Annotated in this window: 22 protein-coding genes; 15 read left to right on the plus strand and 7 right to left on the minus strand. The window is 67.6% G+C overall.

The genetic code is table 11. The features are described from left to right. Positions 1-28: 28 nt before the first annotated feature. From ACFFGN_RS11170 to ACFFGN_RS11180, 3 genes are read right to left on the minus strand one after another with little or no spacing between them, the layout of a single operon-like run. Positions 29-1,702 (minus strand): alpha-amylase family protein, encoded by a 1,674-nt coding sequence (locus ACFFGN_RS11170; RefSeq protein WP_380046185.1) that lies wholly within the window; start codon positions 1,700-1,702, stop codon positions 29-31. Beyond that, positions 1,699-2,667 (minus strand): TIGR03885 family FMN-dependent LLM class oxidoreductase, encoded by a 969-nt coding sequence (locus ACFFGN_RS11175; protein ID WP_380046187.1) that lies wholly within the window; start codon positions 2,665-2,667, stop codon positions 1,699-1,701. The genes ACFFGN_RS11170 and ACFFGN_RS11175 overlap by 4 nt, the downstream gene beginning before the upstream one ends. A 28-nt stretch (positions 2,668-2,695) precedes the next feature. Continuing rightward, on the minus strand, positions 2,696-4,489 hold the full coding sequence (locus ACFFGN_RS11180; protein WP_380046189.1) for an HNH endonuclease signature motif containing protein: 1,794 nt from the start codon (positions 4,487-4,489) through the stop codon (positions 2,696-2,698). Positions 4,490-4,643: 154 nt separating this feature from the next. On the opposite strand from ACFFGN_RS11180, the gene ACFFGN_RS11185 reads away from it, so the two are divergent. Together ACFFGN_RS11185 and tuf are read left to right on the plus strand one after the other, a co-directional pair. Further along, positions 4,644-4,766, plus strand: coding sequence for a hypothetical protein (locus tag ACFFGN_RS11185; RefSeq protein ID WP_380046191.1), 123 nt, complete (start codon positions 4,644-4,646; stop codon positions 4,764-4,766). Positions 4,767-4,993: 227 nt separating this feature from the next. Next, a complete protein-coding gene (gene tuf, locus ACFFGN_RS11190) occupies positions 4,994-6,181 on the plus strand; it encodes an elongation factor Tu (RefSeq protein ID WP_380046193.1) in 1,188 nt (395 codons plus the stop codon). A 69-nt stretch (positions 6,182-6,250) separates the two neighbouring features. Here the strand turns inward: tuf and ACFFGN_RS11195 are convergent, their stop codons facing one another. Then, on the minus strand, positions 6,251-6,451 hold the full coding sequence (locus ACFFGN_RS11195) for a CDGSH iron-sulfur domain-containing protein (RefSeq protein WP_380046195.1): 201 nt from the start codon (positions 6,449-6,451) through the stop codon (positions 6,251-6,253). Between the two features lie 89 nt (positions 6,452-6,540). Here ACFFGN_RS11195 and ACFFGN_RS11200 point away from each other — a divergent pair, with 89 nt between their 5' ends. Beyond that, entirely contained in the window at positions 6,541-7,512 is a 972-nt protein-coding gene (locus ACFFGN_RS11200) for an iron-containing redox enzyme family protein (RefSeq protein WP_380046197.1), read from the plus strand. Further along, positions 7,509-8,816, plus strand: a complete 1,308-nt coding sequence (locus ACFFGN_RS11205) for a cytochrome P450 (protein WP_380046199.1) — start codon at positions 7,509-7,511, stop codon at positions 8,814-8,816. The genes ACFFGN_RS11200 and ACFFGN_RS11205 overlap by 4 nt, the downstream gene beginning before the upstream one ends. A gap of 33 nt (positions 8,817-8,849) precedes the next feature. Here ACFFGN_RS11205 and ACFFGN_RS11210 read toward each other — a convergent pair whose 3' ends face one another. Beyond that, the gene (locus tag ACFFGN_RS11210; RefSeq protein WP_380046201.1) at positions 8,850-9,842 is read right to left on the minus strand and encodes a hypothetical protein; all 993 of its coding nucleotides are present in this window, start codon (positions 9,840-9,842) and stop codon (positions 8,850-8,852) included. A gap of 136 nt (positions 9,843-9,978) precedes the next feature. Here ACFFGN_RS11210 and ACFFGN_RS11215 point away from each other — a divergent pair, with 136 nt between their 5' ends. From ACFFGN_RS11215 to ACFFGN_RS11230, 4 genes are read left to right on the plus strand one after another with little or no spacing between them, the layout of a single operon-like run. Beyond that, positions 9,979-11,004: a glycosyltransferase family 2 protein gene (locus tag ACFFGN_RS11215; RefSeq protein WP_380046203.1), complete on the plus strand. Its 1,026-nt coding sequence runs from the start codon at positions 9,979-9,981 to the stop codon at positions 11,002-11,004. After that, complete coding sequence (locus tag ACFFGN_RS11220) at positions 10,916-12,274, plus strand: hypothetical protein (RefSeq protein WP_380046205.1); 1,359 nt, start codon at positions 10,916-10,918, stop codon at positions 12,272-12,274. Before ACFFGN_RS11215 ends, ACFFGN_RS11220 begins: the two co-directional genes overlap by 89 nt. Beyond that, positions 12,271-13,866 carry a class I SAM-dependent methyltransferase gene (locus tag ACFFGN_RS11225; protein WP_380046207.1) on the plus strand — a complete coding sequence of 532 codons (1,596 nt, stop codon included), beginning with the start codon at positions 12,271-12,273 and terminating at the stop codon, positions 13,864-13,866. Before ACFFGN_RS11220 ends, ACFFGN_RS11225 begins: the two co-directional genes overlap by 4 nt. A gap of 1 nt (position 13,867) precedes the next feature. After that, positions 13,868-14,689, plus strand: a complete 822-nt coding sequence (locus ACFFGN_RS11230) for a hypothetical protein (protein WP_380046209.1) — start codon at positions 13,868-13,870, stop codon at positions 14,687-14,689. On the opposite strand, the gene ACFFGN_RS11235 is transcribed toward ACFFGN_RS11230, so the two are convergent. Beyond that, positions 14,667-15,038: a VOC family protein gene (locus tag ACFFGN_RS11235; protein ID WP_380046211.1), complete on the minus strand. Its 372-nt coding sequence runs from the start codon at positions 15,036-15,038 to the stop codon at positions 14,667-14,669. The genes ACFFGN_RS11230 and ACFFGN_RS11235 overlap by 23 nt on opposite strands. An 82-nt stretch (positions 15,039-15,120) precedes the next feature. Here ACFFGN_RS11235 and ACFFGN_RS11240 point away from each other — a divergent pair, with 82 nt between their 5' ends. The 6 genes from ACFFGN_RS11240 (at position 15,121) to ACFFGN_RS11265 (ending at position 19,948) form a co-directional block, all read left to right on the plus strand. Beyond that, positions 15,121-15,492: a YciI family protein gene (locus tag ACFFGN_RS11240; protein WP_380046213.1), complete on the plus strand. Its 372-nt coding sequence runs from the start codon at positions 15,121-15,123 to the stop codon at positions 15,490-15,492. Further along, positions 15,489-16,667, plus strand: coding sequence for an RNA polymerase sigma factor (locus ACFFGN_RS11245; protein WP_380046215.1), 1,179 nt, complete (start codon positions 15,489-15,491; stop codon positions 16,665-16,667). Before ACFFGN_RS11240 ends, ACFFGN_RS11245 begins: the two co-directional genes overlap by 4 nt. Positions 16,668-16,847: 180 nt before the next feature. Next, the gene (locus ACFFGN_RS11250) at positions 16,848-18,152 is read left to right on the plus strand and encodes an ABC transporter substrate-binding protein (RefSeq protein WP_380046217.1); all 1,305 of its coding nucleotides are present in this window, start codon (positions 16,848-16,850) and stop codon (positions 18,150-18,152) included. Further along, a complete protein-coding gene (locus ACFFGN_RS11255) occupies positions 18,152-19,117 on the plus strand; it encodes a carbohydrate ABC transporter permease (RefSeq protein ID WP_380046219.1) in 966 nt (321 codons plus the stop codon). The genes ACFFGN_RS11250 and ACFFGN_RS11255 overlap by 1 nt, the downstream gene beginning before the upstream one ends. Continuing rightward, on the plus strand, positions 19,110-19,547 hold the full coding sequence (locus ACFFGN_RS11260) for a carbohydrate ABC transporter permease (RefSeq protein WP_380046221.1): 438 nt from the start codon (positions 19,110-19,112) through the stop codon (positions 19,545-19,547). Before ACFFGN_RS11255 ends, ACFFGN_RS11260 begins: the two co-directional genes overlap by 8 nt. Positions 19,548-19,588: 41 nt before the next feature. Next, positions 19,589-19,948 (plus strand): carbohydrate ABC transporter permease, encoded by a 360-nt coding sequence (locus ACFFGN_RS11265; RefSeq protein WP_380046223.1) that lies wholly within the window; start codon positions 19,589-19,591, stop codon positions 19,946-19,948. Here the strand turns inward: ACFFGN_RS11265 and ACFFGN_RS11270 are convergent. Beyond that, a complete protein-coding gene (locus ACFFGN_RS11270) occupies positions 19,884-21,236 on the minus strand; it encodes an erythromycin esterase family protein (RefSeq protein WP_380046225.1) in 1,353 nt (450 codons plus the stop codon). The genes ACFFGN_RS11265 and ACFFGN_RS11270 overlap by 65 nt on opposite strands. A 127-nt stretch (positions 21,237-21,363) precedes the next feature. Here ACFFGN_RS11270 and ACFFGN_RS11275 point away from each other — a divergent pair, with 127 nt between their 5' ends. After that, positions 21,364-21,870: an isochorismatase family protein gene (locus tag ACFFGN_RS11275; RefSeq protein WP_380046227.1), complete on the plus strand. Its 507-nt coding sequence runs from the start codon at positions 21,364-21,366 to the stop codon at positions 21,868-21,870. Positions 21,871-21,921: the final 51 nt, after the last annotated feature.

Below are 21,921 nucleotides of genomic sequence, written 5' to 3' on the forward strand. Positions count from 1 at the left end.
TCTTACTGGCTTCGTCTGGCTGGCCTGCTCAGATGACGTAGCGGTCGCCGGGGCGTAGGAGTCGCAGCCAGCGGGCGCCGTACGGCTCGAGCTCCAGACGGGTCGTACCGTCGTCGGCTACCTCGGCCTCTCCGACCTTCAGCAGGTCGATCAAGCGCAGGCCGGGGCCGGCGCCCGCCACCGCGAGAGTGAACTCGGCGGGCTGGTCCGAGAAGTTGTGCACGGCAACCACCGTGCAGCCCTCGAAGTCGGACTTGTGCGCGAAGACCGCCGGGGCGTCGTGCTCGAGAACCGTGCAGTCGCCCCAGGACAGTTCGGGGCAGGCACGGTACTCCTGGATCAGGAGTCTGATCCAGGACATCAGGGAGTCCGGGTCGCGGCGCTGGGCTGCCACGTTGACATTGTCGGGGCCGAACTCGCCGTCGACCATGGGCACGGTGAGGTCGGCGGGGTCGGCTACGGAGAAGCCGCCGTTGAAGCCCTCGGTCCATTGCATCGGGGTCCGGACCGCGTTGCGGCCTTCGACTGCGAGGTTCTCGCCCATGCCGATCTCCTCGCCATAAAACAGCACGGGAGTGCCGGGCATCGAGAACAGCAGGCTGTAGACCATACGCAGCCGGGCTTGGTCGTTGCCGAACATCGGCGGGAGGCGCCTACGCAGGCCACGCCCGTAGAGCTGCATGTGCTCTTCGGGTCCGAACGCCTTGAAGACCTCTTGGCGCTCGTCGTCGGTGAGCTTGTCGAGGGTGAGCTCATCGTGGTTGCGGATGAACGTGCCCCATTGGCCTTCCTCTGCTGCCTTCGGGCGCTCTCGCAGCGCCTTGATCAGCGGGCCCGGCTCCGACCTGGCCAGCGACAGATAGAGCTGCTGCATGCCGATGAAGTCGAAGCACATCGTCAGCTCGTCGCCGTCCTCGTCGCCGAAGAACTTCTGCGTCTCGGGGTACGGCAGGTTGACCTCGCCCAGCAGGACGGCCTGTCCGTTGCGACGGGCCAGCATCGCTCGCAGGTCTCGCAGGTAGTCGTGCGGGTCGGGCAGGTCGGAGGCATCCGTCGCGCCTGCCGTCTCGAGGAGGAACGGTACGGCGTCGACGCGGAAGCCGGACATACCTAGCTCCAGCCAGAAGCCCATCACGCGGCTGATCTCTTCCCGGACTTCGGGGTTGGCCACGTTGAGGTCGGGCTGATGCTTGTAGAACCTGTGCAGGTAGTACTGGCCGGCCTGCTCGTCGAACTGCCAGAGGCTGTCTTCCTGGTCGGGGAACACCACGCCCTCGGGACCGTCCTCTGGCGGGGTGTCTCGCCAGACGTACCAGTCGCGGTACGGCGACTCGCGCGAGGACCGAGCGCTCTGGAACCAGGGGTGCTGGTCGGAGGTGTGATTGACGACCAGGTCGGCGATGACTCGCATGCCGCGGTCGGCCGCCAGGCGGATCAGCTCGACGATGTCACCATGCGTACCGAGGCGCGGGTCAACGCCGTAGAAGTCGGTGATGTCGTAGCCGTCATCGCGATCCGGTGTCGGATAGAACGGCATCAGCCACAGGCAGGTCACGCCGAGTTCCGCGAGATGGTCTATTCGTTGCCCTAGGCCCCTGATGTCGCCGACGCCATCGCCGTTGGTGTCGAAGAAGGTCTCGATGTCCAGGCAGTACACCACGGCGCTCTTCCACCACAGATCTGCCGTTTGGGTCAGTCTCATACCTTGGTTACCTCCAGTCGGGGTAGCACCTGGTCGCCGAATACGTCGACGAAGTCGCGCTGGTCCTGGCCGACGTGGTGTAAGTAGATCGCGTCGAAGCCCAGGTCGGCGTACTCGGCGAGCCACTCGACGTGGCGGCCTGGGTCGGATGACACGCGGACCGCGTCGCGCATCGCCTCCGGCTGGACGTGCTCCGCCGCTTGGTCGAAGACGGTCGCCGAATCGACGTCCCAGCAAAACGGTGGCGCGAAGACGTTCGAACGCCATTGGTCGTGCGCTATCCGCAGCGCCTCGTCTTCATTCTCGTGATAGCTCAGGTGAACCTGCAGGCAGACTTTGCCTCGGCCGCCCGCGTCTCTGTACGCCGAGATCACCTCGCGTAGACGGTCAGCAGGCGCTGCGACAGTGATCAAGCCATCCGCCCAATCGGCGCACCACTGAGCGGTCTCTGGCGACACCGCAGCCGCGAACAGGTCCGGGCGCTGCTGTGGCCGGGTCCAAAGCCGCGCTCTGTCGACGGTGACCAAACCGTCCCGGCTCACCTCTTCGCCGTTCAGGAGGTCACGGATCACCTCGGCCGATTCGCGCAGGCGCTGGTTCCGGACCTCCTTGCGAGGCCAGGGCTGGCCGGTGATGTGCTCGTTGCTGGCCTCGCCCGAACCGAGGGCAGCCCAGAACCGCCCCGGGAACATCGAGCCGAGCGTGCCGATGGCCTGGGCGATGATCGCCGGGTGATACCGCTGGCCGGGTGCGTTGACCACACCGAAGGTGAGATTGGTGGCCTGGAGCGCGGCACCTAGCCACGACCAGGCAAAGCCCGACTGTCCTTGGCGTTCGCTCCACGGGCTGAAGTGGTCCGAACACATGGCCGCGCCGAAGCCGGCCTGCTCTGCCCGGACGACGGCGGCTAGCAGATCGCCGGGCGGAATCTGCTCATGCGACGCATGGAATCCATAGACGGTCATCCGCCACCAGTGCCCACCGCCTCACGACCTACGCAGAACGAGCTCTGATCTCCGTCTCCGGATCGAGGTCGTCGCCGGACAGGCGGTGACGATCGATGGGCACGCTGTCGCCATCGTCCGCCCGTCGCACCCCGGTCAGGCGAGTGGCCGAGCCGTACCGCGTGCCGGTGTGGTCGACGATGACGACCGTGCCGTACGGGCTGGTCCATTGCAGCCCGCCGTTGGGTAGCCGCATGACCTTCCAGCCACCGTGGGTCTTCAAACGATGGTGGTATCGGCAGCTCGGAGTCAGGTTGTCCGTGCTTGTTTGCCCCGGCGGCCCTCCCGGGTCGTAGGGAACGATGTGATCGAGATCGATCGAGCGGGTCGCCCGTCTGCCGCACCAGGGAAACGTGCAGTAGAGATCGCGCAGCACGACCCGTTCCCGGATCCGGGCTGGTGTCTCGTAGGCGTCGACGCTGACCCGATCGTTGAGATCGATCAGAGGCTTGACCACGATCTGGTCATGGCCGAAGACCTCGCGCAACTGCGAGAACAGCATCGGCCCGATGCCCTCAACCCGGGCCACGCCTTCACCGGAGGCCAAGGTGAGATCGCTGAGGTGTACGTAAAGGTCGCGCCGACCGCCACCGAGGTCCCGGACCGCTGAGGTCCATCCGCCCGGCCGCGCCAAATCCGCCGCGGGCGGAGCCGCGGCAGCCGGGAGGTCTTCCACCGCGACGCTGGCCGAGTCCGCCTCGTCCCTCGGCGGCCCAGGCTCGCCGCCCGGCGCAGGGGTAGACACCGCATCAGCCGCCCGCGCGGTTCGACCCGCACCCGGAGAGGAAAGCCGTGCCTCGTTGAGCAGTCGCTCGCGAGACCTGGCCGTACTCCGGGCACGGGCCTTCAACTCCGCAAGGCGCTCAGGCAGCCGATCAGCCAACGCCGCACGCGTGAACCGGTCACCACCATCCGAGCCACCCTCCGCTGCCGACGCAGCCGCCGAGGAAGCCGGCGGAACCGGATCGAACTCGGTCCCGGCCAGATGGCGCGCCGCCGCAAGCAGGTTGATCGCCGCCTCCGGATCCGCAAGCCATCCGATCACCTTCGCCTGCCTCGCAGCAGCCGAATCCGTATCCCCCAACTCCCGCAACGCCCGGGCCAACGCGCTAATGGTCGCGTTCAGCCGAACAACATCCCCCGTCGCGGCCCGAACGAACAACGTGTTGGTACCGAACTCGTCGGACCGGCCAATCCACACGCCCCGAGCCCGCGCCGCTTCTTCGGCGTTGCGCTGGGCCCGCTCCGGATCGGCGGTCCACAAAGCGGCGTTGACGATCTTCTTCAGCCGATCCGGCCCGACCCGGTTCACGATCTTCTCCACAGCCTTGTCCACCAGCGCGGCTGCGTCCTTCGGCAGCGCAGCACTGGCCCGGGCGATCCGGCAGGCACGCCATGCCCGAGCCTCGCCCGCGAGAACCCGGGCCCAAACCAGCGGCAGGCGGTGCCGCAACCCAAGAGCGTCACTCATCACCCCAGCGGCAGCCGCCGACGAGATCCCCAACGCGACCCCCAGATCGGCAACGGCGAATTCCGCCACCTCCGGGCAGCCCTCGCCGCCGTAAACCTTGAGATGCTCCATGCCCGGTAGGCCCTCGGGCCCAGCCACGACACCGGCCAACACCGGGGGCGTTTCAGGCACCCGCGGCTCCGGATGGAGATCGGCATAGGCCAGCGCAACCTCAAGGATCCGGACGTCTGCCCGCTCCCTGAACGCGCTGAACTCACCGGCGAAGGAAAGCACCTGAGCCGGTTCGAAGCCACCAAGATCACCCTCGAACATGCCCAAGACGCTACCAACCCAAAAACCCCACCAAATCCCAGAAGACCCCTTATCCACAAAGGGAAACATCACACCACCAACCGCCCAAAACCGTGTAGGCACCAGCCCGGGAATTAGCTTGCTCCCAGCCGTGTTGACCTCTACCGTGATCAGCATGTTCGCCACGGCCACCTTCGCGTTCCTGTCAGGCTCAAGCCTGCCGGGCGCTGCCGTGTGCACCTCGGGCTCCTTCGCGGAAACGCTGAAGACGCTGCCCGATACCGGCGCCCGACGCTGACCCTCCTCCTGCTCCAGCAGGACCGACGGAGGAGGGTCGGCTGAACCGGCCGCCACTCCCCGATCCAACCGCCGCCGCGCGCCCCGAGACCTGCAATCAGGCCACCAACGGGCGAACGGCGCGAAGAACAAAGGGGAATGGCCGGTTTCCACGGTCCTGGCACCAGCTCCGACGGCAACGAGCTGTGCATTCACCTGCCGGAAAACCCTGAAGAACAAGGATTGATCATGGCCAAGAGCCAATTCGTGCGGACCAAGCCGCACCTGAACATCGGCACGATGGGACACGTCGACCACGGCAAGACCACTCTGACTGCCGCCATCACCAAGGTGCTGGCCGAGCGCGACCCGGGTAACAACTCGTTCGTGGCGTTCGACGGCATCGACCGGGCGCCGGAGGAGATCGCGCGGGGTATCACGATCAACATCTCGCACGTCGAGTACGAGACGGCGACGCGGCACTACGCGCACGTCGACATGCCCGGCCACGCCGACTACGTGAAGAACATGATCACCGGCGCGGCCCAGGTCGACGCCGCGATCCTGGTCGTATCGGCGCAGGACGGCGCCATGCCGCAGACGCGGGAGCACGTGCTGCTCGCGCGGCGTGTCGGCGTGCCGTACCTGGTGGTCGCGCTGAACAAGGCCGACGCGGTCGACGACCCCGAGCTGCTCGACCTGGTCGAGCTGGAGGTCCGCGAGCTGCTGGCCGAGTACGGCTTCCCCGGTGACGAGGTGCCGGTGGTTCGCGTGTCCGGTCTACGGGCGCTCGAGGGCGACCCGCAGTGGACCGGGGCCATCGGTGCGCTGCTCGACGCCATCGACGCGTACGTGCCGGTGCCGCCGCGTGAGCTGGGTGAGCCGTTCCTGATGCCGATCGAGAACGTGCTGACGATCAGCGGGCGTGGCACGGTCGTCACGGGTGCGGTCGAGCGCGGCACGCTGCGTCTCGGCGACACCGTCGAGGCCGTTGGTCTCGGCCCGACCGTGACCAGTGTCGCGATCGGTCTGGAGACGTTCGGCAAGTCGCTGGAGTCGGCCGAGGCCGGCGACAACGCGGCGGTGCTGCTGCGCGGTGTGAAGCGGGACGAGATACGGCGGGGCCAGGTGCTGGTACTGCCGGGCACGGTGCAACCGCACCGGCGGTTCCGCGCGCAACTGCACGCGCTGAGTACGGCGGAAGGCGGGCGGCACACGCCGTTCGCGGCGGACTACCGGCCGCAGTTCTACTTCCGTACGACGGACGTGTCCGGCGGCATCGACCTCGGGGAGATCCAGCTCGTGCACCCGGGTGACACGGTGGAACTGGGCGTCGAACTGGCCAAGCCCGTCGCGATGGACGTCGGCCTCGGTTTCGCCGTCCGTGAGGGCGGTCACACCGTTGCCGCGGGCACCGTAACGGAGCTGCTCGACTAGCAGGAACGAAGTTGGATGGACGGGCCCGGCGGCACACCACACGCCGGGCCCGTCACGCTGAGCAGCGATTCAGGCGCGATGCGCTTTCCGCGTCAGGGCGTGGCTGCCGTCGCACAACGGCTTCAGCGCGGAACGCCCACAGCGGCACAACGCGATCGTGGCCCGCTCGGGGTCCAGCGGCTCGCCGTTCTCGTCCTGCAGCTCGAACTCGCCGCGGACCAGCAAGGGCCCGTCCGGATACGCCCGGATGACCGCCTTCGAATCGCTCATGCGAGCCCAGTACCCATCCGGACACGTTGCATGTGCGGTGGTTCGGCGGGGTACCGGGGTGGTCCGAACGAACCCTCAAGGAGTGCAAGATGCGGCTTCCCCCTGCCCGTGGCCCGCTGACGGACTGGCTCACCAGCCACCTGACCGGCGGAACGACGGCCGCCCCGAGCGTGACCACCAGCGGTGAGGTCTGGCAGGACGAGGATTTTCAGCTTGCGCTCTGGTGTTGCTACGAGTTGCACTATCGCGGTTTCGAGGACGTACCGCCCGAGGCCGAGTGGGACCTGGCAGTGCTGGCCTTCCGGGCCGAGCTTGAGCAGCCGTGGCTCGACTGGTTGCGCGGCAGCTTCGCGCCCGTCGGGATCACCTCGGAACCGGCTTCGAGGCAACTACGTGAGCTGATCGACAACGACAACGGCCCGAGCCTCGCCAAGTACCTGCATCGCCACGCGACCAAGCAGCAGTTCCGCGAGTTCGTGCTGAATCGCTCGGTGTACCAGTTGAAGGAGGCCGATCCGCACAGCTTCGGCATTCCCCGGCTGGACGGGGTCAGCAAGGCGGCGCTGGTGGAAATCCAGGCCGACGAGTACGGCGGCGGCCGGCCCGAGCGGATGCACGCCGAGCTGTTCCGGTCCACCATGCGCTGGCTCGGCCTCAACGACACCTACGGCCACTACGTGCCGGAGGTGCCAGCGGTCACCCTGGCCGTCTCGAACGTGATGTCGCTGTTCGCCCTGCACCGCCAGTGGACCGGCGCCTTGCTGGGCCACCTGGCGGCCCTGGAGATGACGTCGACCGCCCCCAACCGCCGGTACGCCGCAGGTGCCGCCCGGCTCGGCGCCGACGAACAGGCCGCGCGGTACTTCAACGAACACGTCGAGGCCGACGCCGTACACGAGCAGATCGCGGCGCACGACCTGTGCGACAGCTTCGTGCGGGAGGACCCGCACCGCTTGGGCGATGTGCTCTTCGGCGCGGCGTGTTCGCTCGGCGTCGACAACCTGGCCGCGGATCACCTGTTGCGTAGCTGGGGCCAAACCACGATCAGCGCCGCGGGATGAGCAGCGACATGTTGCCCACAGCAACCGTGACCGATTCCGCCCGGGCGGTTCGTGACGCCCTGCTGCCGCTCGTGGCCGAGGGCGCGATCCTGCGACGGCCTCGGGCGCTCGTGCTGGCGGAACGGTTCGACCTGGAGTCGCGCGCGCTGAAGGTGGTCCGGCGATTCCGGCAGCGGTACGGCGACGGGCCGGTGTTGTTGCGGATCCCGGGCCGAACCATTGCCCTGGTCATCGATCCAGCCGACGTACGACGCTTGCTCGCGGAAACGCCCGAGCCGTTCACCGCCGCCACCGACGAGAAGGTCGGGGCGCTGAGGCATTTCCAGCCGCACGCCGTACTCACCTCGGATCCGCCCATCCGCGCGGCCCGTCGCGAGCTCAACGAGCAAGCCCTCGACAGCAGCCAGCCGGTACATCGCAACGGGCAGCGCATGCTCGACATCCTGCGCGCCGAGCTGGCCACGCTGGAACCGATGGACTGGCCGGCTTTCCGCGAGATCTGGTACCGGATCGCCCGGCGGATCGTGCTCGGCGACGCCGCGCGGGACGACACGATCCTGACCGACCAGCTCGACCAGCTGCGGAGCGACGCCAACTGGGCGCAACTCCACTGGCGGGCGGATCGGACCAGGAAGCGGTTCTCCGACCGGCTCCGGGCGTACGTCGGCAGCGCGCCGCCAACCTCGCTGGCCGGTGGTCTCCGGGCCGCCGACAAGGACCTGGATCCGGCCGGACAGGTCCCGCACTGGCTGTTCGCCTTCGACGCCGCGGGAATCGCCCTGTGGCGCGCCCTCGCCGTACTCGCCGCCCGGCCCGAACTCGCGGCGCCGGTGATCGAGGAGGCCCGGGCTCCGCAGCCTTCGCCGCTGCTACCGCAGGCCAGTGCGGCGATCAACGAGTCCGTCCGGCTCTGGCCGACCACGCTCGTGATCCTCCGGCAGAACACCCGGCCGGTGGAGTTCCGCGGCCGGACGGCACCGGTGGGCACGGAGTTCGCGATCATCAGCTCGGTTTTCCATCGCGACGACGAGGCACTCGACTTCGCGAACAGCTTCGAGCCCGCCATCTGGCTTGACGGCCGATCCGACGGCGACTGGCCGTTGGTGCCGTTCAGCGCCGGGCCGGCGGTCTGCCCGGGGCGCAACGTCGTACTGCTGACGACAAGCGCGGCGATCAGCCTGATCCTGGCCGGTCACGACCTGCGGGCGGATGCCGCCACCGAGGCCAAGCTGAGCGGCTCAATGCCGGTCACCCTCGACCACAGCGCGATCGAGCTCACCTTCCCCGCCCTGCGAACGACCTGACGGCCGCGCGCAGGAACGGCGAAGGGCAGCGCGTCAGACCATCGAGGTCAGCGCGGACAGCGGGGTCTTGTGCATGCGCGGAATGACGTTCAGCGTGCGCGAATCCGAGCGGTACAGGTGCGATCCGGACTCGAAGACCAGGTACGCCCGGCCGCCGAACTCGGTCAGGCCCTCGGACATGCTCGGCGCGCGGAAGCACTTCAGCCGCGCGCGGTCGAGGTCGGGCTGGCCACGGCGAACGACGTACACGTTGCTGCGGTTGCTCCGGCCGTACGACGTGCTGAAGATGAAGTGGTTCTTCGCCACCAGCAGGCCCTGGGTCTTGGTCGGGATCTCCCACGCGCGGTTGATCGTGGTGAGCGAGCCGTTGGCGTTGATCTTGTACTGGTACATCTTGCCGCGGGTCTTCTCCTGGAACCGGCCGGACCACAGGTAGCCGCCGTAGCTGGAGATGAACGATGAGCCGTAGACGACCCGGGCGGAGCCGACCTGCTTCAGGTACGGCGTACCGGCCTTCTTCATCGCCGTGCGCAGTTCCGACAGCCGGTACTTACGGATCGTGCCGTTGCTACCGGAGTTGGTGCCCGAGACGAACGCCCAGCCGTTACTGACGGTGATACCGCCGACGTGGGAGGCCGCGATCGCGACGATGCCGACGGTCTTGCCGGTCGACGGGTTGATCCCGATGATCAGCGAGCGGGAGCCGGTCCGGTACGAGGTGACCAGCAGCAGGTGCTTGCCCGCGCCGTCCCAGTTGAACCAGGTGCCGGCGCCCTGCGGGGTGTGCGTGCTGAGCTGCGCGATCGCGGGCGCTGAGCTGAACTTGGCGTCGTAGACCTTCGAGGCCGACGGCCCGTCGTAGAAGTCACTGCTGCCGGTGGCGGTCGAGCAGCTGATCGCGGCCAGTTGCGCGGCGGCCGTCGTCGACGCCTGGGCGGCGTACGCGGGCGCGGGCTGGACGGCGGCGGCGGGCACGGCGATGGCGGTCGCCGTGGCGAGCACACCGGCAAGGGTGAGACGAAGCATGGAGTCCTCTCGGTCGGATTTCGGGTGACGCCCGGCCGACCATACTCGCGATGCGTGTCTCACCAACCGGCCCGCCAAGAGGCCACGCACGGTGGTCGCCTGGTCACTATCAGGGCAGAGGCTCTATTGTGCAGCCGTGGAACCCTCGCCCGCGGCCGCGGATGGCCGGCAGCGCATCGCGATCGCGATCATCACCTGCCGTCGGCCCGATCTGCTCGCCAAACTGCTGGCCAGCCTGCAGAGCCAAGAACTTGAGCCCGCAACCGCCGCGGCCTACGACGTACGCATCGTCATCGTCGACAACGACGCCGCCGGTTCGGCCGCCGAGGTGATCGCCGAGGCCTCGAAGAACGCGCGTTTGCCGATCGAGTCCGCGGTCGAACCCGAGCCGGGCATTCCGTTCGCGCGCGAACGCTCGGTCCAGCTCGCCTGGAACGACGACGCGCTGATCTTCGTGGACGACGACGAGGAAGCGCCGCCCGGCTGGCTGCAGGCGCTCGTCGGCTACTGGCAACAGACCGGCGCGGACGTGATCACCGGCCCGATCAAGGGCATCCTGCCTGAGGGCGCACCGGCCTGGAACCACCACAGTGACGTACACAACTCCGTCGGCAAGCATCAGACCGGCGACGAACTGGACAAGGCCTACACCAACAACACCCTGGTGGCGCAGCGGGTCTACCACCGGGTGACGCCCGGTTTCGATCCGGCCTTCCGCTTCACCGGGTCCAGTGACCTGCACTTTTTCCTCCGCGTACACCAGGCCGGTTTCCGGATCCTGTGGTGCGAGGAGGCGGTCATCACCGAGCAGGTGCCGCCATCGCGTACAACGCTGGCCTGGTTGCGGCGACGGGCCTTTCGCTCAGGCAGCGGTGATACCATCAGCCGGTTGTTAATCGGCTCGCCACCGGGCAGCTATCTCCGTGTCGTGGCGTTCGCCTCAGCGCGACTCGCCTCGTCGGTCGTGTTCCTGCTCGGCGGTCTGGTGCTGGCCAGGAAACCCTGGCTGCTGAAGGGGTTCCGGCGATTCTTCTCGGGGATCGGCAGTCTCGCGGGCATAGTGGGGATCAACCATGACGAGTACCGGACGGTCCATGGAACTGTCGGTGGCGACGGTGTGCCGGGCCGTGTGGACGGCGGAGACCCAGCTCGCCCTGCTTGACTGGCAAATCGACGGCGTCAGCATCTGGCCGGTGATCCGGATGCGCGTGTTCCACGAGCTCAGCCGCCGGTCCGGGATCCACGGTGACCCGCACCCGGTCCGTCGCGGCCGCAAGGCCAAGGCGAAGCTGGTGACGCATCACCTGACCGCGCTACTGCGCCAGAACCCGTTCCTGGGCAGGCGGCAGTACGACGCGGTCATGGTGCCGCATCACCGCAAGATCGACGGCAAGGACATCTACTCCGACGCGATCCTGGCCGGGCTTGACGGCAAGGTCCTCGTACTCGACAGCAGCATCAACGGGTCTCCCCTGCCGAACAGCCGCACCCTCGACTTCTTCACCTCCGCGGCGAACGCCGAGGCGAAGGTCCGCCAGAAGCTGCGCATCGGCCTGAGCACGGTCGACGCGGCGCGAGCCTTGCAGGCGGAGGAAGAGCTCCATCGCCTGACCGGGATCAAGGTCCCGATCAGCGGGCTGGTCACGCGCGAGCTGACCAAGCACCGCCGCCTGCGGGCGGTTTATCGCGCGCTGTTCAGCAAGACCCGGCCTGGCACGGTGTACGTCGTCGTGGCGTACTTCCACCAGCACGTGGTCGCTGCCGCCCGGGATCTCGGCATCCCGGTGGTCGAGCTGCAACACGGCGCGATGAGCCCGTTCCACCTCGGTTACAGCTATCCCGGCCGTCCGGAGGTCGCGGATCAGCCGAACGAGCTGTGGTGTTTCGGCAAGTACTGGACCGAGAACGTCGAGCTCCCCGCGGGTATGACCACCCGGGTGGTCGGAGCGCCGTTCATCCGGCGGCTGACCGAGGCGGAGGCCAAGGCCAAGGACCCGAACCTCGTCCTGGTCGCCTCGCAGGGCACGATCGGCTCGTTCCTGTTGCCGGTGGCAGTCCAGCTGGCCGAGAAGCGGCCCGAGCTGGAGGTGGTGTTCCGGTTGCACCCGAGCGAGCACCTGACCGACTACGAGCGGACGGACTTTCCCAAGAACTTCCGGTTGTCCGCGGGCCCGTCCGAATCGACGAACGACCTGCTGACGGCGGCCCGCTACCAGGTCGGAGTCTCCACCACCGCGTTGTTCGAGGGCATGGTGCTGGGCTGCCGCACCGTGGTGGTGAAACTGCCCGGCTGGGAGTATCTGGGACCGGCCATCGACCGGGGCGATGCCCTGCTGGTCGAGGACGGCGATGATCTTGTGCGGCGATTGAGCGACGCTCCGGCGTGCCGCGACAGCTCTGACTACTACGCGCCCGGAGGGCAAACGGCATGAACGAACGGCTCAGCTTGGTCGGTGGCGAGATCCTCGAGTGGTCGGATCTCGACCCGGTGAGCGGTCCGGCCGCGATGTCCGGCCCGGTCGCCGTGCCGCTGCTGCGCTCGCTGATCGGTGGTTCCGACCGGGTGCTGGTGGCCGGCCCGCACCACCTCGACGTACTGACGGCGCTGGGCGCGAGCGCGGGAGGTCTCGACCTGCTGGTCCGATCGGCGGACGACGCCACGGCGCTCGCGGGCAAGTTCCCCGACGCCCAGGTGATCTGCGGCGGCTTGGACCGTGTCGAAGCCAAACCCGAGTACGACGTGGTGATCGCCCTCGACGGCATCACCCGGCTCTACGGCCCCGACAGCAACGAACTGACCTGGCAGCAGTCGGTTGAAACCCTGCGCAGGTTGGTCAAACCGGGCGGTCGTCTGATCCTTGCGGTCAGCAACAACCTCGGCCTGGACGAACTCATCAGCGCGGCCAATACCGGCCTGCCCACCGATGATGCCTGGCCCCGCCTCGTCAGCGCGGAACCGCCGTCGGGCCTGGCCAATCTCGAGAAGGCTCTTGGCCACAAGGCGAGCTACGCCGTCTACCCCAGTACGACGCAGCCGCACCTCACCGTCAGCGCGAGCCTGCTGACCGACCACGCGGACGATCCGTTGCTCCAGGCCACGATCGCCACCGCGATGGATCCGGCCGAGGCGTTCACCGACCCCCGGCACACTGTGCGCGACGTACTGACGAACGGCCTGGGTCTTCCGCTCGCCCCCGCCTGGTGGTTCATCTTGGGCGCCGAGGCGACGGGCCTACCAGCCGTACTCGCGGCCGAGCCTGGTGCCGATGACCAGCCACTGGTGGTGTCGCTCGACCGCCAGGACGAACGACGCTGGGCCCGTCGCGTGGTCAGCGGAAACCCCGCGCCCGGGCGCAACCTGTCCGGCCGCAACGACGTCGTCGTACCGCCTGGGGCTCTACTGGAGGATCGTCTCCTGGCCGCCTGCCGGGTGGACGACCAGGAAAACCTGCAGGCGTTGGCCACGGCGTATGTCAGGTGGCTCGCCGGCCAGCAGCAGGCCCTCATCGCCGTACCGGACAACGTGGTGGTCACGCCTGACAACGGGTTCGCCGTACTGGATCCGGCCTGGCAGCTGAAACTGTCCGCTGACGCCAAGGTTGTTGCCGTTCGCAACCTCACTCGGTACGCCGTTCGGCAGCTGGCCGCTGGGGTTCGTTCCCCTTGGCCGGCAGGCGCGCGGCCGGAGGAACTAGTGGCCAGGTTGGCCGCTGGTGCCGGGATCGAGTGCGACCAGGCGTTGTTCGAGGCTGCCGCGAAGCTGGATGCCGAGGTGGCCGCCGAGACCGGGCCGCGATTCGCTCCGGCGGCGGAGATCCCTGTGCCGCAAGGGCTTCGGGAGGCGGCGGCGGCGATCACCCGGCTGTCCGCGGAGATCGAGGACCTGCGGTCGCAGGTGAGTTGGCTCGAAGTGACGGTCAACCGGATTCGCGGCTCGCGCACCTACCGCGTCGGCGGCATGGTGTTGCGCCCGGCCTCCAAGTTGCGCGCGCTCACCCGCCGCATTCCGGGCAAGGGCGCCTGACATGCACCACGCCAACCACTTCTACGGGCACGCCCACATCATGGCGCAGTACGCCGGACTGAAGGAGTCCCAGCGGATCTGGGGTTACCTCCAGCACGGCTGGAACATCCTGGACGGTTTCGCCGTCGGTACGGCGTTCGGCGAGGGGATGCCGAAGTTCGTTTGGTCCGACAGCGTTCGCCGCCGCGGGCACGCGATGGGCCGTCGCAACTACGCGGTGGTCGGCGCACCCTGGATGTACCTGCTGAAGATCGAGCCCGAGCTGGCGAAACAAGCACCGGACGCCACCGGCACGATCTTCTACCCGTTCCACGGCTGGGAGGGTCAGCACGTGAGCGGGTCCCACGAGGGCCTGGTCCGCGAGATCAAGGAGAAGGAGGACGGCCCGATCACGGTCTGCCTGTACTGGCACGAGTACGGCATGCCCGAGGTTCGCGCCATCTACGAGAACGCCGGGTTCGAGGTCATCACGCACGGCTATCGCGGCCTGCACTGGAAGGACACCGACCACGAGTTCCTCGCCAACCAGCTCCGCGTGCTGCGCGGATTCCGCCGCGTCGCCTCCAACCGGATGAGCTCCGCCATCTTCTACGGCGCCTCTCTCGGCCTGCAGCCCGGCGTGTACGGCGACCCGATGGTGCTGCAGGACGAGAGTGCGTCGTTCGGTGGCATGGCCCGGATGCGGCGGCTGTGGCCCGAGATGCACCAGCCGTACGTACCGATGGACTACGCCGACGCGGTCACCCGGATCGAGCTCGGCGCCGACCGGATGGCCCCGCCGGAGGGCATCCGCGAAATGTTCAGATGGCCGGCTCCTGGATGACCGAGAGCACGTTGCCCGCGGGGTCCTTGAACCACGCGATCAGCGGTCCCTCGTTCCGCGCGATACCCGCGGCGTCGGTGTCCTCGTATTGCTCGAAGGTGACACCGCGCGCGGCGAGATCCGCGACGGCCTGATGGATGTCGTCGACCGGGAAGTTCAGAATGGTGAACGTCGCGGGCTGATGGTCGTCCTTGGGGTAGATCAGCGTGTCCCGGTCTCCGGCGAGATGCAGCAGCAACATGCCGTTGGTCTCGGAAACCTTCAGGCCGAGGGTTTCGGCGTAAAACCGCTTGGCCGCCGGGATGTCGTCGGCCGAGAATCCGCTGAACGCTTTCGTGTGCTCGAACATGACTGCTCCTTGGGGTTGATATGCCTACTGTGTTGTTACGTAGGAGCCGAGGGCTGGTTCTCGACATCGATGGAGGTCCGCGGTGAAGTTTCTGGTGCTGATTTACGGCAATCTTGAGACCCGGAAGATGTGGGAGGGCATGCCGAAGGAGCAGAAGTCGGCCGGACTGGACTACTACGCGGGCCTGACGAAGGACCTGGCCGCGTCAGGCCGGCTGGTGGCCACGGCACCGTTGGCAGAGCCGGCCGCCACCAAGCAGGTGCGGGTCGGGCCGGGTGGCGAGGTGCTCAGCACCGATGGGCCGTTCGCCGAGACCAAGGAGCACCTGGCCGGGTTCTACGTGCTGGACTGCGATGACCTGGAGCAGGCGATCGAGACCGCCGCCCGGATTCCCGAGGCGCAGTTCGGTCTGGTGGAGGTGCGGCCGACACGGGAGCTGAACGACCTCCTGTGACCCCACGACCGAGCGTCGAAGGCCTACTCCGAGAGCTGGCGCCACAGGTTCTCGCGGCACTCACCCGCAGGTACGGCGGGTTCGACCTGTGCGAGGACGCCGTACAGGAGGCCTTGCTGGCCGCAGCGACGCAATGGCCGGAGGAAGGTCTGCCGGACAACCCGAAGGCCTGGCTGATCACGGTCGCGACCCGGCGTCGTACGGAGATCTGGCGTAGCGAAACCGCCAGGCAGCGCCGGGAGGAGGCCGTGGCGGCGATGGAACCAGCACCGCTTGGATCTGCCGTGGACGACAGCCTGACGCTGTTGATCCTGTGCTGCCACCCGTCGCTCACCACGAGTTCGCAGGTCGCGCTGACGCTACGGGCCGTCGGCGGATTGACCACGGCCGAGATCGGGCGCGCCTTCGGCGTACCGGAGGCAACGATCGCGCAGCGGATCAGCCGGGCGAAGGCGAAGCTCAAGGGAGCGTCGTTCGTGCTGCCCGAGGTGATCGACCCGACGGCCGTACTGCACGTGCTGTACCTGGTCTTCAACGAGGGTTACACCGCCAGCTCGGGTGAATCGCTGCAGCGAGTGGATCTCTCCGCCGAGGCGATCCGGCTCACCCGGCAGGTGCACGAGCGCCTTCCGGGCGACGGCGAGGTGGCCGGACTGCTGGCGCTGATGCTGCTCACCGACGCGCGCCGCGCCGCCCGCACCGATGCCGAGGGCAACCTCGTGCCGCTGACCGAGCAGGACCGCGGCAAGTGGGACCGCGCGTTGATTCACGAAGGCACCGAACTCGTCACCCGTACGCTCGAGCGGGCCGGCCGGCCAGGGCCGTACCAGCTCCAGGCCGCGATCGCCGCGCTGCACGACGAGGCCACGCGCGCCGAGGACACCGACTGGTTCCAGATCCTCGGGCTGTACGAATTGCTCGCGGCGATCGCCCCGGGCCCGGTGGTCGCGCTCAACCGGGTCGTCGCCTACGCGGAGGTCCACGGCCCGGCGGCGGGCCTGCGCGAGCTCGCGGAACTACCCGGCAGCTATCGCGTGGACGCCGTCCGGGCGCATCTGCTGGAGCGAATGGGCGATCTCGCCGGGGCGATCGCGGCGTACCGGCTCGCTGCCCGGGCCACGCTCAGCCTGGCCGAGCAGCGCTATCTGCTCGCAAGAGCCGACCAGCTCGCCTGATTCCGTCCGTAGCGGCGCGAAACGCTCAGGACAGCGCGCAAGAGGTCTCCGGAGATTACGGACCGGTAACGAAGACCGGTCGACTGAACCGGTTTGGGTTCCCATGCTGAACCGGTTCGGTGAGGATGGCCGGACCCGTTCCCCGCCGGTCGGGGAGCTGTCACGATCAAGGAGTTCGACGTGAGACTGCGCTCGCTTATCGCCGCGGCAGCGGTGTCCGCACTGGGGATCAGCCTCACCGCGTGCGGCGGTGACGACGGTGGAGGAGGCTCCGGCGAGGGCACCCTCACCTACTGGGCCAGTAACCAGGGCACCAGCCTCGACCACGACAAGCAGGTGCTGACGCCTGTGCTGGAGAAGTTCACCGCCGAGACCGGGGTGAAGGTGAACCTCGAGGTGATCGGCTGGAACGACCTGCAGACCCGGATCCAGACCGCGATCACCTCCGGCCAGGCGCCGGACGTGGTCAACATCGGCAATACCTGGGCCGCGTCGCTGCAGGCCACCGAGGCCTTCCTGCCGTTCGACGACGAGGCGATGAACGCGATCGGCGGCAAGGACAAGTTCATCGACACCGCCCTCGCGACCGGTGGTGCCGCGGGCAAGCCGCCGACGTCGGTACCGCTCTACGGTCTCGCCTACGGCCTGTACTACAACAAGGCGATGTTCGCCGCGGCCGGACTGCAGCCGCCGACGACCTGGGAAGAGATGGTCGCCGCCGCGAAGAAGCTGACGAACCCGGCCAAGAAGGTGTACGGCATGGCGCTGGCCGCCGGCAGCTACACCGAGAACGTGCACTTCGCCTTCATCAACGGCGCGCAGAACGGCGCCGAGTGGTTCAACGCCGAGGGCAAGCCGACGTTCACCGAGGAGGGCAACGTCCAGGGCGTACTGCGCTATCTCGACCTGATGCAGAAGGACAAGGTCGCGAACACCTCCAACGCGCAGTACGACAACGGCACCAAGGCGGTCAACGACTTCGCCACCGGCAAGGTCGCGATGGTGCTGAACCAGAACAACGCCGCCTCCTCGATCGTCGCCAACGGCATGAAGAGCAGCGAGTACGGCGTGGTGGCCTTCCCGTCGCCGGCCGGCGGCAAGCAGGTCGCCTCGCATGTGGCGGGTATCAACCTGTCGATCTTCCAGAACACGAAGAACAAGGACGCGGCGCTGAAGTTCGTCAAGTACATGACGGATCCGGCCACCCAGAAGACGCTGGGCAAGCCGTTCGCCTCGCTGCCGGTACTGAAGAACGAGACGCCGGTGTTCACCGACAACCCGGTCGAGGCGAAGATTTTCCAGGACATCTACGCCACCAAGTCCAAGCCGCTGCCGCTGGTACCGGCCGAGGACCAGTACGAGAGCACGGTCGGTAAGGCCATGAACGCGATGTTCGCCAAGATCGCCACCGGGGGCACGGTGACCGCCGACGATGTCCGGGCTGCCCTCAAAGATGCCCAGGACCAGGTGACGGCGGGCGGCTGATGGCTGTCGCCGTCCAGGAATCCACACGGCGGCGGGGGTCGCGCGCGCGACCCCCGCGCCAGCCCGGGCAGAAGAGCTGGCTGCCGTACCTGTTGCTGGCACCCGCCGTCCTGCTGGAACTGCTGATCCACATCATTCCGATGTTCGTCGGCATCTGGATGAGCTTCGTCAAGCTGACCAAGTTCTTCATCGCGAACTGGTCGGCCGCGCCCTGGGCCGGCTTCAACAACTACCGCATCGCGGTCGATCTCAACGGCACGGTCGGCCAGGGCCTGTTGCGCTCGTTCCTGGTCACGATCGCGTTCTCGCTGCTGACGGTGTCGATCTCGTGGCTGCTGGGCATGGCCGCCGCGGTCGCGCTCCAGCCGGTCTTTCGTGGCCGGAGCTTCATGCGCACTTTGTTCCTGATTCCGTACGCGCTGCCCGCGTACGCCGGCATCCTGACCTGGAACTTCATGTTGCAGCGGGACACCGGGATGGTGAACCACGTGCTGGTCGACAACCTCGGCCTGATGTCGGACCGGCCGTTCTGGCTGCTCGGCGGCAACGCGCTCACGTCGCTGGTGACGGTGGCGGTCTGGCGCCTTTGGCCGTTCGCCTTCCTGACCTTGATGGCGGGCCTGCAGAGCATTCCGCGTGACGTGTACGAAGCGGCGTCGGTGGATGGCGCCGGCTCGGTCCGGCAGTGGCGCAACATCACGCTGCCGTCCTTGCGGCCGGTCAACCTGGTGCTGGTTCTCGTGTTGTTCCTGTGGACCTTCAGCGACTTCAACACGCCGTACGTGCTGTTCGGCACGGCACAGCCGCCGAAGGGTGACCTGATCACCTTCCACATCTACAACGCGTCCTTCCTGACGTGGAACTTCGGCTCGGGTGCGGCCATGTCCGTGCTGCTGTTGCTGTTCCTGCTTGTCGTCACGATCGGCTATCTCGTCATCACGAACCGGAGGTCGCGTCGTGCGTGACACCACAGGATTCAAGATCTACCGCGCGGTCGTGCTGACCGTGCTGGGCGTCTTCACCGTCATTCCGCTGTACGTGATGGCGACCTCCTCGCTCAAACCGCTGAGCGACGTACAAGGCGCCTTCGAGTGGTGGCCGAGCAATCTGACGGTGGAACCGTTTTTCGAGATGTGGCGCACGGTGCCGTTGGCGCGCTACTTCGTGAACAGCACGATCGTGGCCGTGGTCGCGACCGTGCTCAGTGTGGCGGTCGCGATCCTGGCGGCGTTCGCGGTCTCGCGCTTCCGCTTCCGCGGCCGGGGCACGTTCACCACCTCGGTGCTGTCCACGCAGATGTTCCCGGGCGTGCTGTTCCTGTTGCCGTTGTTCCTGATCTCGTCAACATCAACAACTCGATCGGGCTGCAGCTGGTCGGCACCCGGATCGGGCTGATCGTCACCTATCTGACCTTCAGCCTGCCGTTCTCGATCTGGATGCTGGTCGGCTACTTCGACAGCATTCCGCGCGAGCTCGACGAAGCCGCCCTGGTGGACGGTTGCGGGCCGCTCGGCGCGCTCGGGCGGGTGGTGCTGCCCGCGGCCCGTCCAGGTGTCATCGCGGTCGCGATCTACTCGTTCATGACGGCCTGGGGTGAAGTCCTGTTCGCCTCGGTGATGACGACGGAGGCCAACCGCACGTTGTCGGTCGGCCTGCGCCAGTACTCCACCCAGACCAACGTCTACTGGAACCAGATCATGGCGGCGGCTCTCGTCGTCAGCATCCCGGTCGTCATCGGCTTCCTGCTCGCCCAGCGCCACTTTGTGGCCGGAGTGACCGCTGGAGCGGTGAAGTAAGGCGCCGGGCCGGGGTCACCCGGTGCAGGTGGACGACCAGGTCGTACGAGCGGCCGAGCGCGATCAGGTTGTCCGGGTCGGGATAAGCCGTGCCGACGTCGCGGGTGGGCCTCGTTTTGTCGAGCCACCCGCGCGCGGCGGCGGGCGCCGTACGGGTGTCGATCAGGAAGTCGCGGTACCGGACCTGGTCGAGGGTGTGCTCGTTGTATCCGGCCGGCGCGGGGCCGAGGTGGAATTCCTTCCAGGCGCCGGTTTCGTCCTGCGCGTTGAAACCGCCCTGGTAATACGACATGCCGATGTTGACGTACTTGCGGCCGAGCTGGTCCCGGAGGAACGCGCCCTGCAGTTTCGGGTAGTAGCGATCGGGGCTGACGTAACCGACATGTCCGTTGTGCGCCGAGAGCACGACCTTGTCCCCGGTGTACCGATGCCACCACGCCGTGTTCTCCGCCATCGTGCGATCGCGGAACAGCATCGCGCGCGGCGCCTCCTCCTCAGGCCGGGTGAAGTCGAAAGCCAGCAGGTGCAGGGTTTGCGCGATGACCAGGGCATTCTGAACGGCCCACTCGTTGCGGGACGCTCGCGCCAACTTGCGGTGCATCGAAGCGGCTTCCGCGGCTACAGCCTTGCGCTCCGCCAGCGGCCGCTCAATGTACGCGTTGCGCCAGGCCTCGGGCTCCGTCGTTGCGAGCCGCAGCCGGGCCTGCAGCCGCTGGTATGCCGCAAGCAGCGCGGGGTGTTCCTGGCCGAGATGGCCGGTCACTTCGGCGAACACGGGGTTACCCGGATAGACCGGGTCGTTGCCCATGAACCGCAACTTGTCCCGATGGCTGCGGTTGTACGCGCGCATCCACTTCAGCAGGTCGACGTACTCCTGGGTCGCCCAGACGGCGTCCTCCGCGCGCAGGATGGCCGCGGGATCGCCCTTGCCGGTCAGGACGTACTCGTTCAGGCGGAGCCCAGTACTCCAGGCGATCTCGAGGGAGAAGGTCCGGAACCCCTTGCGCTCCACGAGCTGACGGAAGATCCGGTGCTTCAGCGTGAAGAACTCGTGACTGCTGTGCGTGGCCTCCCCGACACCAACGACCGAAGCCTGGCCGATCGCGCGTTCCAGGCCGCGCAGATCGGCGGCCCGGGCGAACGGTTCGGTGCTCCGGATCGGCTGCGCGTGGCGATTCAGCGCGCGCACCGGATCATCGCTGGGAGTCGAGGCCTGCGCGGGTGCGGCGACCAGGCTCAGCGAGAGCAGGGTCAAACCGGCGGCGACAAGGCACCGGGTGACGGACATGGACAACCTCCGGGTCGATCTAGCGGAATCGGCTAGACCAGCCTGGTCGGCTCACCGCTGGTGCGCGGTAGCGCCGGCGCCCGAAAACGGTCGCGTGCGCGCCACCGTGGCGTCATAGAGTGCGGCCGTGACCGATACGACAAAAACCGCGCTGGTACTGATCGACCTGATGCCTCGCATCGTGGCCCTGCCGACCGGCCCGTACGACGGAACCGCCGTGCTCGCGCGCTGCGTGGAACTCGCGGACGCCACCCGTGCCGCAGGCGGGTTGATCGTCTGGGTGCGGGTCGAGCGGCCCGGCGTCGACGTACAGCCGGAGGGCAGCGAACTGGCGGTTGAGCCCGCCGAGGGCGATCTCGTCATCGTGAAGCGCACGCTCGGCGCCTTCCACCACACCGGCCTGGACGAGGCGCTGCGCGAGCGCGGTATCGAGACCGTCGTGCTCGCGGGTATCGCGACGAACTTCGGTGTCGAGTCCACCGGGCGCATCGCCGACGAACACGACTACGCGGTGGTTTTCGTGGCGGACGCCATGACCGGCCTCGACGCCCACGCGCACGAGTTCGCCGTGGACTACATGTTCCCCAAGCTCGGCACCGTCACCACCACCGCGGCCTACCTAGAGAACCTGTGAGCCTCAAAAACCTGTGAGGCCCTCACCCCAACGGGGCAAGGGCCTCACAGG

This window comes from Kribbella deserti, from assembly GCF_042434725.1.
Classification (GTDB): Bacteria; Actinomycetota; Actinomycetes; order Propionibacteriales; family Kribbellaceae; genus Kribbella; species Kribbella deserti.

Bases quoted from the DNA above. Each gene is read 5' to 3' on its own strand.
- ACFFGN_RS11170 (WP_380046185.1), bottom strand. From the start codon at position 1,702: ATGAGACTGACCCAAACGGCAGATCTGTGGTGGAAGAGCGCCGTGGTG.
- ACFFGN_RS11175 (WP_380046187.1), bottom strand. From the start codon at position 2,667: ATGACCGTCTATGGATTCCATGCGTCGCATGAGCAGATTCCGCCCGGC.
- ACFFGN_RS11180 (WP_380046189.1), bottom strand. From the start codon at position 4,489: ATGTTCGAGGGTGATCTTGGTGGCTTCGAACCGGCTCAGGTGCTTTCC.
- ACFFGN_RS11185 (WP_380046191.1), top strand. From the start codon at position 4,644: ATGTTCGCCACGGCCACCTTCGCGTTCCTGTCAGGCTCAAGCCTGCCG.
- tuf (WP_380046193.1), top strand. From the start codon at position 4,994: ATGGCCAAGAGCCAATTCGTGCGGACCAAGCCGCACCTGAACATCGGC.
- ACFFGN_RS11195 (WP_380046195.1), bottom strand. From the start codon at position 6,451: ATGAGCGATTCGAAGGCGGTCATCCGGGCGTATCCGGACGGGCCCTTG.
- ACFFGN_RS11200 (WP_380046197.1), top strand. From the start codon at position 6,541: ATGCGGCTTCCCCCTGCCCGTGGCCCGCTGACGGACTGGCTCACCAGC.
- ACFFGN_RS11205 (WP_380046199.1), top strand. From the start codon at position 7,509: ATGAGCAGCGACATGTTGCCCACAGCAACCGTGACCGATTCCGCCCGG.
- ACFFGN_RS11210 (WP_380046201.1), bottom strand. From the start codon at position 9,842: ATGCTTCGTCTCACCCTTGCCGGTGTGCTCGCCACGGCGACCGCCATC.
- ACFFGN_RS11220 (WP_380046205.1), top strand. From the start codon at position 10,916: ATGACGAGTACCGGACGGTCCATGGAACTGTCGGTGGCGACGGTGTGC.
- ACFFGN_RS11225 (WP_380046207.1), top strand. From the start codon at position 12,271: ATGAACGAACGGCTCAGCTTGGTCGGTGGCGAGATCCTCGAGTGGTCG.
- ACFFGN_RS11230 (WP_380046209.1), top strand. From the start codon at position 13,868: ATGCACCACGCCAACCACTTCTACGGGCACGCCCACATCATGGCGCAG.
- ACFFGN_RS11235 (WP_380046211.1), bottom strand. From the start codon at position 15,038: ATGTTCGAGCACACGAAAGCGTTCAGCGGATTCTCGGCCGACGACATC.
- ACFFGN_RS11255 (WP_380046219.1), top strand. From the start codon at position 18,152: ATGGCTGTCGCCGTCCAGGAATCCACACGGCGGCGGGGGTCGCGCGCG.
- ACFFGN_RS11265 (WP_380046223.1), top strand. From the start codon at position 19,589: ATGCTGGTCGGCTACTTCGACAGCATTCCGCGCGAGCTCGACGAAGCC.
- ACFFGN_RS11270 (WP_380046225.1), bottom strand. From the start codon at position 21,236: ATGTCCGTCACCCGGTGCCTTGTCGCCGCCGGTTTGACCCTGCTCTCG.